The 518-nt window shown below is 71.4% G+C and carries 1 protein-coding gene; it reads right to left on the reverse strand.

The window, feature by feature from the left end:
- Positions 1–61 precede the first annotated feature (61 nt).
- A partial coding sequence (locus tag AC5WRL_RS28110) for a S8 family serine peptidase (RefSeq protein WP_496091501.1) occupies positions 62–518 on the reverse strand: 457 nt, incomplete at its 5' end.

The following is a 518-nucleotide window of genomic DNA, read 5'->3' on the forward strand; positions in this document are numbered from 1 at the left end:
GGCGGTGTCCTCCCTGTTCCCTGCGGCTAGGTACAGAGGGGCAACCCGCACCAGGCGGGGATCATTCCCTCCGCCGCCACACCACCCACCCACCGAGGGCGAGCACCAGCACGACGGCAGTACCACCGGCGATCCAGGGCAGCGCACTGCCGCCGCCGGCACCGGAGGCTTCCGCCTCCGGCCCGGGCGCGGGCGCGGCCCCCGACTCGGTTTCGGTATCGGTCTCGGACTCCGGCGTGGGGGTGGGACTGGGAGTGGCGGGCGGCCGAAGCGCGGCCTCATAGTCCCGGAAGATCGGCGGACTGTCCGGGTCCCCCGGATCCCCCTCCCCATCAATGATCACCCGGTCCGGCCGAACGATCCCGTACCCCGTGTAGTCATCCCGCCGCTGGTCATCGGACCGCTCGGCCGTGTTCAGCATCACCCGCAACACCTGATTCTTGGTCCAGTCCGGATGCTGCGACCAGATGAGCGCGGCGGAGGCCGAGGCGAGGGCGGTGGCGGAACTCGTTCCGCCC

This window comes from Streptomyces sp. NTD107, assembly GCF_059510435.1.